The sequence below is a fragment of the Streptococcus sp. DD11 genome (assembly GCF_001578865.1).
Lineage (GTDB): Bacteria > Bacillota > Bacilli > Lactobacillales > Streptococcaceae > Streptococcus > Streptococcus panodentis.
The window spans coordinates 351,185-359,293 of sequence record NZ_KQ969393.1; the positions used below are offsets into that span (position 1 = coordinate 351,185).

An 8,109-nucleotide genomic window follows, 5' to 3' on the forward strand; every position below is an offset into this window, starting at 1 on the left:
GGTCAGGACTGAGATGATAATGGCTGCATTGGAATTGAACAGGGTTATTCCGGTAGGCCATTTGGATCCTAGCCAGATAGTCCGCTTTCCCACAGATGACCTCAAGACTGTCGCTCTGCAGTTCCCAGACGACCTGCTCGGCCAGAAAAGTCTGATATGTGTCCCAGTCTCGCTGATTTTCGGCCTCAAAAAAGGCCAGCAGTCTGTCAATGTTTTTCATTTATTTAAATAATTTCTCCCAGAAAGAAGGCTTTTTCTGCTGCAGGGCCGCTTTTTCCTCGGTATGGAGGAGGCCGGCAAAGTGCCGCAGCATTTCTTTTTCGTCCACCTCCACCGGCTGGTCGCTGTGAATGACCAGACCGAAAGGAGAGGCTTGGCAGTCAGCTGAAACGATGCTGGCCTGGCAGCCCAGTTCCTTGGCTGTTTTCAGATAGAAAATCTGATTGCTGGATTCCACTTGGGGAGAGATTTTGACGGTCACAGGGCTGTAGTCCTCTATGATTTTCACCAGCATTTCCTTAAAATGACTGCGAATCAGCGAACTGTTGGCTTCTTCAACTGAGCAGTCGGCAATGACGCGTTCTTCAAATGTTTCTAAGTATTTCCGCTGTTCATCAGGGCTGCATTTAGCGCCGCCGTTTGCTTTTTCCATAATTACTTTATCGATGTCTGTCATGCTTCCAGTATAACATAATTATGTTGATTTTTCTCTTTGGAAATCTGCAAATCCCTTTTTATCAGGGAGTTGCAATCGCTTGCAAGCAAATTATTGTGATTTTTTATGCAAAGCCATTATTTTTCCTTGAAAAAAAGGCGTTTTTAGGGTATCATAGACTAGTAAATAATTTTAAATAATAAGGAGAGTAAGAAATGTCAATTATTACTGATGTTTACGCTCGCGAAGTCCTCGACTCACGCGGAAACCCAACACTTGAAGTAGAAGTTTATACTGAATCAGGTGCTTTCGGACGCGGTATGGTTCCTTCAGGAGCTTCTACTGGTGAACATGAAGCTGTGGAACTTCGTGATGGAGATAAATCCCGTTACGGTGGTCTTGGTACACAAAAGGCAGTGGACAACGTAAACAATGTGATTGCTGAAGCAATCATCGGTTACGATGTCCGTGAGCAGCAAGCTATTGACCGTGCAATGATTGCTCTTGACGGTACTCCTAATAAAGGAAAACTGGGTGCCAATGCAATCCTTGGTGTGTCTATTGCTGTAGCACGTGCTGCTGCTGACTATCTTGAAGTTCCGCTTTACAGCTACCTTGGCGGCTTCAATACAAAAGTTCTTCCAACTCCAATGATGAACATCATCAACGGCGGTTCTCACTCAGATGCTCCAATCGCTTTCCAAGAGTTCATGATCCTGCCAGTTGGCGCTCCAACTTTCAAAGAAGCGCTGCGTTACGGTGCTGAAATCTTCCACGCTCTGAAGAAAATCCTCAAATCACGCGGCCTGGAAACTGCCGTTGGTGACGAAGGCGGATTTGCTCCTCGTTTTGAAGGAACTGAAGATGGCGTAGAAACAATCATCGCTGCGATTGAAGCTGCTGGCTATGTACCAGGCAAAGACGTATTCATCGGATTTGACTGCGCATCATCAGAATTCTACGACAAAGAACGTAAAGTATACGACTACACTAAATTTGAAGGTGAAGGCGCTGCTGTTCGTACATCTGCAGAGCAAATCGACTACCTGGAAGAATTGGTCAACAAATACCCAATCATCACTATCGAAGACGGTATGGATGAAAACGACTGGGATGGCTGGAAAGCTCTTACTGAACGTCTTGGCAAGAAAGTACAGCTGGTTGGTGACGACTTCTTCGTAACAAACACTGACTACCTTGCACGCGGTATCAAAGAAGGTGCTGCTAACTCCATCCTGATCAAGGTGAACCAAATCGGTACTTTGACTGAAACTTTTGAAGCGATTGAAATGGCTAAAGAAGCTGGTTACACTGCAGTTGTATCACACCGTTCAGGTGAAACTGAAGATTCAACCATCGCTGACATTGCCGTTGCAACTAACGCAGGTCAAATCAAGACTGGTTCACTTTCACGTACAGACCGTATTGCTAAATACAACCAATTGCTTCGTATCGAAGATCAACTTGGTGAAGTTGCTCAATACAAAGGTCTTCAAGCTTTCTACAACTTGAAAAAATAATTCATTCAGATTGAATGAATTAAGGGTCCCTCAAGCTTGACTTGAGGGATTTTTGAATAAAGTAAAGGGAGACTTGGGAGATGTTTTATTTCCTTCTCTATATTCTAAGCAGAGAGTTGCCAGCTCTTGTTCTCTTGGTTGTTGGACTTCTTGTATCTAATCGATGGAAGTCGAGGAATCTGGCGCCTTTGGTGGTTATTTTATTCTTTTTGATTACCAGTATATTGTGGAAACCTCAGTTGAGTCCGTGGCTTATTTTTCTCTTTTTATTCCTCGCTTTCTATTTATTGATTAAAAGATACAAATGGGTTCTTTATCCTGCCCTTGCTTTAGGTTTGTTGCTGTTGGCAGTTTTTCCTATAATTGGCTATCTTTTTACAGTTTATGTTCCAGTAAGCCATTATGCCTATCTAGAGGAGAAAGGACAGACGGTAGTGGTTCGAGAAGACTACTATGGAGCTTTTTTTAGTGATAGTAATATAGAGATTATAACTTATGGCGAAGGGAAGCTTATACCAGTAAATGTAAAGCAGTATGATAATGTTCCTATGCATGAATTTAATGAAGGTAAAGATGTTAACGAAGAAGCTTTTCTTGCTCAATCGCTAACAAGAGAACGATTAGAAGAATTAAAAGATTTTATGAAGGAGAGAGATTCTCGTAGAAGATAGTGAAAATAAGAGCCCTTGAGTTGTTTTCTCAGGGGCTCTTATTTTGCAGTCTTTTGAATCATGATGCAGGTTTCATTATTTGCTGCTAGGAGCAGTGACGGGACTTAGCAGTTTATTTAAAGGTCAGGCAAACAGCTTCCGGAACATAGAAGTCATGTGAGATTTCGGTCAGTTTCCCTGTTTCGGCATCGCGTTTGAAGACTGTAGCGTTGTCAGAGTCTTGGTGAACTGCGATGATATAGTTTTGGTCTGGGGTGATGTTAAAGTCCCGCGGATTTTGGCCATTAGTTGGGACAATGTCAGCCAGCTCCAAGCTGCCGTCGGCCAAGATGCTGTAAACAGCGATCGAGTCGTGGCCGCGGTTGGAGCCGTAGAGAAACTTGCCGTCAGCAGAGAGGCGGATAGCAGCTGTTCCGTTTGCTCCGTCAAAGTCCGCTGGCAGAGTGGAGATGGTCTGCAGGTGCTCAAAGTGGCCAACTCCATCGTAAATCAAGACTTCAATGGTTGAGTTGAGCTCGCAGATGAGATAGGCTATCTTGTAGTGAGGATGAAAGACGATATGGCGGGCTCCAGCGCCAGCGGCGCATTTATAGGTGTCTAGGGGAGTTATTTTTCCATCTTCGGCTACATCATAGGTAGTCACTTGGTCAGTTCCTAGGTCGCAGGTAATCAGGTATTGGTCTGGGGTGAGATCTGCATAGTGGACATGGGCGGAGGCTTGGTTGGCATGCGGTCCCTGGCCTTCATGGGTGTCAGAATCAGCCAGTTCCAGCCGGCCGTCAGCCAAGCGTCTGTAGACCAAGACCTGTCCCTTATGATAGTTGGCCCCGTAAACCAGACTGCGCTCTTCGTCGACTGCTACATAGCAGAGCGGAGCCCCCTCTTGGACGACATGGTTGAGCAGCTGAGCTTTTTGGTCGTAGGCAGCAATCCCGCCAGCTCCGTCTTCTGCGCCTACCGTGTAAAGATGGCCGGCCTGATCAAAAGCCAGATAAGTGGGGCTGGGCTCTTGGGCGACCAAGGTCAGGTTTGCCAGTTCTCCCTTGGAGGGGTCAAAATCTGCCTTGTAGATCCCCTTGGAATCTCTGCGGGTATAGGTTCCGAAATAAATCGTTTGTGTCATTGCATTACCTCTTTTAGATTGGACTTATTCTTATTATACCATAAAAGCAGATAAGCGGGTTTGCTTGCAGAGGATATGCCTGCTTTTCAAAAGGATAGTATCAGCAGGAAAAAACAGACAAAAAACAGATAGCGGGTAGGAAGGGGATAGATGGCTTTGTTAGAATAGAATTGTTCAAAAAATATCGTCATTTAGTTTATCTTTTATTACTTTGTTAGCTCGTCTTGCTGTACGCCAGTATTGTCTGCAGCTCGCTGCCTCGTACTAAAAGCAAACTAAAAGACTATAATAACTGTCAGGAAGCTTTCATCTTCCTGCTTGCTCAAACAAAGGAGAAGACAAATGAACTCAAAAAAATTTGCGATGCTTGTAGCCCTTATCGGAATGTCTGGGTTCTTTTTAGCCGCATGCGGCAATAAAAATGCCGACAATAAGGAAGTAATGGACGGCAAAGAAGTGGACTTTAAAAAAGACGCGGTCGATCAGAAAACCAAGACCGTTGACGGCAAGGAAGTCACGGAATACACCATGCCAGACGGCAATGTCATTCAGATCCCAGCTGATGGTGAGGAAATCCCAGAAGACGAATCTGGATCAGCTGATAAATAAAGTATAAGACGTGTAGGCTGGAGGCAATATGTTTCGAAGAAAAAAATGAATCGTAAGACCATTCTATTGGGCAGCGCGGTCATTCTCGCTTGTGCTGGGCTGGGAGGCTACCTGCTTCTCAGGCAGGTCAATCAACAGGAGGCCATGCAAATGGCAGACAGGAAGATTGATTCGCTGAAGGTCCAGGAAGCTGTCCATAACAGCAAAAAAACAAGCCTGGTTTTATCTGGGGAAGTCGTTGCTAACAATAGCAGTAAGGTCAAGATTGACCCTTCTAAGGGGGAAGTCAAGGAAGTCTTTGTCAAAAATGGCGACACCGTCACACAGGGGCAGCCCCTCTTTTCCTATGTGACAGAGCAGGAATTGACAGCCCAATCGGCTCAATACGACGCTCAGTCCAAGGCCAACAGCATTACGGCGGCTCAAAACAGCGCTGCCATCAAGTGGGAAACCTATAACCGCAAGCTGGCCAGCCTCAATGCTCTCAAGGACCAGTACAATGCCAGTCAGGACGAGTCCCTGCTGGAGCAGATCAAGTCCGCCGAAGATGAGCTGGCTCAGGCGCTCAGCGATGCCAAGACTGCGGACAATGAGGTGACGACAGCCCAGATCGAGGCTGAGAAGGCTCAGGTGACAGCCCAGACAGAGTCAGACCGAATGAAGTATGATACCGTCACGGCCGATACTGCCGGAACAATTACCTCTATGAACGAAGACCTGCCGACCCAGTCCAAGGCCAAAAAGGAAGAAGAAAACTTCATCGAAATCATGGATAAGTCCAAGACTCTGGTCAAGGGCTCGGTCAGCGAATTTGACCGTGAGAAGCTCAGCGTGGGCCAGAAAGTGGAAGTCGTGGACCGCAAAGATCCTAAGAAGCGCTGGAGCGGCACGGTGACCCAGGTCGGCAGTCTGACAGCAGAAAATACTTCCAATAATAATGGTGGGAATAAACAACAGGAAAACCCCAACCAAGGCAAGTACCCTTATACTGTCGAGCTGGATCAGGGGGGCGATATGCCGCTGGTCGGATCTCACTCTTACGTCAATATCATGGAAAATGCTCCCGAAGCCGGTAAGCTGGTGGTCAATCAGTCCTATACTTTCAGCAAAAACGGCAAGACCTATGTCTGGAAGGTAGAGGGCAAGACCCTGAAAATGCAGGAAGTCAAGACCAAAAAAGTCTCCGACCGTTTGGTAGAGATCACGGACGGTTTGAGCCTGCAGGACACCATTTCGACACCGCGAAAGGGCATGGAAGAAGGGATGGAGGTAGGTCAGCATGTTAAAGCTTAAGGACATTCACAAGTCTTATCGGCAGGGCAGTCAGGAGTTCCCGATTTTAAAAGGCATCGATCTGCATGTAAAGGAAGGGGATTTTCTAGCCATCATGGGGCCGTCTGGCTCTGGCAAGTCCACCCTGATGAACATCATCGGCTGTCTGGACAAGGCAAGCTCAGGCTCTTATCATATCGAAGGGACTGATGTCTCTGAGCTGTCGGACAATCAGCTGTCCGATCTGCGCAATCAGAAGATTGGCTTTGTTTTCCAGAACTTCAACCTCATGCCCAAGCTGACAGCCTGCCAAAATGTAGAGCTGCCGCTGACTTATATGAAAATCTCAAAAAAGGAAAGAAGGGAGCGGGCCATGGACATGCTGCGGCTGGTCGGTCTGGAAGAGCGGAGCGGCTTTAAGCCCATGGAGCTGTCCGGCGGGCAGAAGCAGCGGGTGGCTATTGCGCGGGCCTTGGTCACCAATCCCAGCTTTATCCTGGGTGATGAGCCGACTGGGGCCTTGGATACTAAGACCAGTGTTCAGATTATGGATCTCTTCAAGCAGTTTAATGACGAGGGCAAAACCATTGTCATCATTACCCACGAGCCCGAAGTAGCCCAGCTATGCAAGGAGACGGTGGTCCTGCGGGATGGCAATATAGAGACCAAGGCCATCGGATAGAGAGGAGGCTGTATGGAAGATATTTTTGTAGCCCTGAATTCAATCTTGTCGCATAAAATGCGCTCCATGCTGACCATGCTGGGCATTATCATCGGGATTGGGGCCATTATTGCAATCTTTTCCATCATTGAGGGCAATACGGAAAATACCAAGCGCCAGCTGATCGGCGGCAGCAACAATACCATCAAGGTCGTCTACGACAAGAAAAGTGCCATCGATCCCTCTATCCCAGAGAAAGCCCAAGCTCAGAAGCCCTCTTATATCCCTTTTATGGGAGAGGAGGTATTAAGCCAGATCAAGGAAATCTCTGGAGTCAAAAATGCCCTGATGACTTATGGGACAGACGAGAAACTTTACTATCTGAGCAAGAAGTCGTCCGGCAAGGTTCAGGCCGTTTCGCAGACAGCAGCAGACATCAAGCAGCTGCGCCTCTTGGAAGGAGAGGGCTTTGAGTCAGCAGCCTTTAAAAATCAAGAGCAGGTGACCTATCTGGAAAAGAGTCTCTACGACAGCCTGTTTCCTCAGGGAGACGGCATCGGTAAGTATGTGGAGGTTTTGGGCAATCCTTTTAAGGTCATCGGGGTTTTTGAGTCCAAGGAGCAAAGCGGCCTAACAGCAGGAGCTGAAAAAACAGCCTATATCCCTCTGCAGCAGTGGCACCGGATTTTTGATACCATCAATGTCAATCCGGAAGTGACAGTCCAGACCCACAAGGCCGATGATCTGAAGAAGGCAGCCAAGAAAGTCAGTGACTATCTCAACCAGCAGATACCGCCGTCAGACTATATGTTTGGTGTGCTCAATCTGCAGGAATTTGAGCGCCAGCTGGATAATCTCAATCAGTCCAACTTTGTCCTGCTGGCCGGCATTGCCAGTATTTCCCTGCTGGTCGGCGGTATCGGCGTCATGAATATCATGCTGGTGTCGGTGACTGAGCGGACCCGTGAGATTGGGATTAAAAAGGCTCTGGGGGCTCGGCGTAAGATCATTCTCAAGCAGTTTCTGATTGAGGCGGTCATCCTGACTCTCATGGGCGGGATGATTGGCGTGCTTGCTGGTATTGCCTCGGGCTTTGCTATTACACAATCGCTGGCCTATCCTTATATTTTATCCCTCTTTTCGGTCTTTGTCAGTTTGCTCTTTTGTTGTATAATAGGAGTAGTATTTGGTCTTCTGCCGGCTGTCAAGGCCTCCAAGCTGGATCCGATCGAGGCTCTGCGATTTGAATAAGCCCACATGCTGCAAGTTCCAACAGTCTGAGGCTGCTGGAGCGAACGACGGTTGGCGTGGATTCTCGAAGAGTCTGCCGGCTGCCGCCGCTTGAGAGAAGGATGCGAAGCTAAAAATAAAAAGAGTATCAGAGTCTGCCCTCATGTCTGCTGCTGCCGGGACTGTGAATCCCATTGTTTGAGAATGAGCCGGCAAGAGCACAAAAGCAGATCAGGAGCAGGCGCGCTGGACCAGCTGCTGGAAAGGCCAAACAAGTACAAGGAGAAAAAGAACGTATGCACAGAATTTTAGTAGTGGAAGACGATAGCACCATCAATCAGGTTATCTGCGAGTTTTTAAAAGAAAGC

At 47.3% G+C, this 8,109-nt stretch carries 9 protein-coding genes and 1 pseudogene; 7 read left to right on the plus strand and 3 right to left on the minus strand.

Features of this window, described 5'->3' with window-relative positions; all coding sequences use genetic code 11:
* On the minus strand, positions 1 to 220 hold a 220-nt coding region (locus STRDD11_RS13585; RefSeq protein WP_164828383.1), incomplete at its 3' end, for a nuclear transport factor 2 family protein.
* Positions 221 to 676, minus strand: coding sequence for a DUF1694 domain-containing protein (locus STRDD11_RS04965; protein WP_128835966.1), 456 nt, complete (start codon positions 674 to 676; stop codon positions 221 to 223).
* A 194-nt stretch (positions 677 to 870) separates the two neighbouring features.
* On the opposite strand from STRDD11_RS04965, the gene eno reads away from it, so the two are divergent.
* Positions 871 to 2,175, plus strand: coding sequence for a surface-displayed alpha-enolase (eno, locus tag STRDD11_RS04970; RefSeq protein WP_128835969.1), 1,305 nt, complete (start codon positions 871 to 873; stop codon positions 2,173 to 2,175).
* Between the two features lie 191 nt (positions 2,176 to 2,366).
* Positions 2,367 to 2,846, plus strand: coding sequence for a hypothetical protein (locus STRDD11_RS04975; protein ID WP_241209336.1), 480 nt, complete (start codon positions 2,367 to 2,369; stop codon positions 2,844 to 2,846).
* 112 nt (positions 2,847 to 2,958) lie between these two features.
* Here STRDD11_RS04975 and STRDD11_RS04980 read toward each other — a convergent pair whose 3' ends face one another.
* A complete protein-coding gene (locus STRDD11_RS04980) occupies positions 2,959 to 3,969 on the minus strand; it encodes a lactonase family protein (protein ID WP_128835974.1) in 1,011 nt (336 codons plus the stop codon).
* A gap of 342 nt (positions 3,970 to 4,311) precedes the next feature.
* On the opposite strand from STRDD11_RS04980, the gene STRDD11_RS04985 reads away from it, so the two are divergent.
* From STRDD11_RS04985 to STRDD11_RS14185, 5 genes and pseudogenes are all read left to right on the plus strand, one after another.
* The gene (locus tag STRDD11_RS04985) at positions 4,312 to 4,578 is read left to right on the plus strand and encodes a hypothetical protein (RefSeq protein WP_128835976.1); all 267 of its coding nucleotides are present in this window, start codon (positions 4,312 to 4,314) and stop codon (positions 4,576 to 4,578) included.
* A 45-nt stretch (positions 4,579 to 4,623) separates the two neighbouring features.
* Positions 4,624 to 5,871, plus strand: coding sequence for an efflux RND transporter periplasmic adaptor subunit (locus STRDD11_RS04990; protein WP_128835978.1), 1,248 nt, complete (start codon positions 4,624 to 4,626; stop codon positions 5,869 to 5,871).
* Positions 5,858 to 6,532, plus strand: a complete 675-nt coding sequence (locus tag STRDD11_RS04995; protein WP_128835980.1) for an ABC transporter ATP-binding protein — start codon at positions 5,858 to 5,860, stop codon at positions 6,530 to 6,532. The genes STRDD11_RS04990 and STRDD11_RS04995 overlap by 14 nt, the downstream gene beginning before the upstream one ends.
* 12 nt (positions 6,533 to 6,544) lie before the next feature.
* Positions 6,545 to 7,762, plus strand: coding sequence for an ABC transporter permease (locus STRDD11_RS05000; RefSeq protein WP_128835982.1), 1,218 nt, complete (start codon positions 6,545 to 6,547; stop codon positions 7,760 to 7,762).
* Positions 7,763 to 8,037: 275 nt separating this feature from the next.
* Positions 8,038 to 8,109 (plus strand): annotated as a pseudogene (locus STRDD11_RS14185) (DNA-binding response regulator); the annotation flags it as partial.

Excerpts from the sequence above, each read along its gene's own strand:
- STRDD11_RS04995 (WP_128835980.1), top strand. The coding sequence starts at position 5,858 with ATGTTAAAGCTTAAGGACATTCACAAGTCTTATCGGCAGGGCAGTCAG.
- STRDD11_RS04965 (WP_128835966.1), bottom strand. The coding sequence starts at position 676 with ATGACAGACATCGATAAAGTAATTATGGAAAAAGCAAACGGCGGCGCT.
- STRDD11_RS04990 (WP_128835978.1), top strand. The coding sequence starts at position 4,624 with ATGAATCGTAAGACCATTCTATTGGGCAGCGCGGTCATTCTCGCTTGT.
- STRDD11_RS04985 (WP_128835976.1), top strand. The coding sequence starts at position 4,312 with ATGAACTCAAAAAAATTTGCGATGCTTGTAGCCCTTATCGGAATGTCT.
- STRDD11_RS04980 (WP_128835974.1), bottom strand. The coding sequence starts at position 3,969 with ATGACACAAACGATTTATTTCGGAACCTATACCCGCAGAGATTCCAAG.
- eno (WP_128835969.1), top strand. The coding sequence starts at position 871 with ATGTCAATTATTACTGATGTTTACGCTCGCGAAGTCCTCGACTCACGC.
- STRDD11_RS05000 (WP_128835982.1), top strand. The coding sequence starts at position 6,545 with ATGGAAGATATTTTTGTAGCCCTGAATTCAATCTTGTCGCATAAAATG.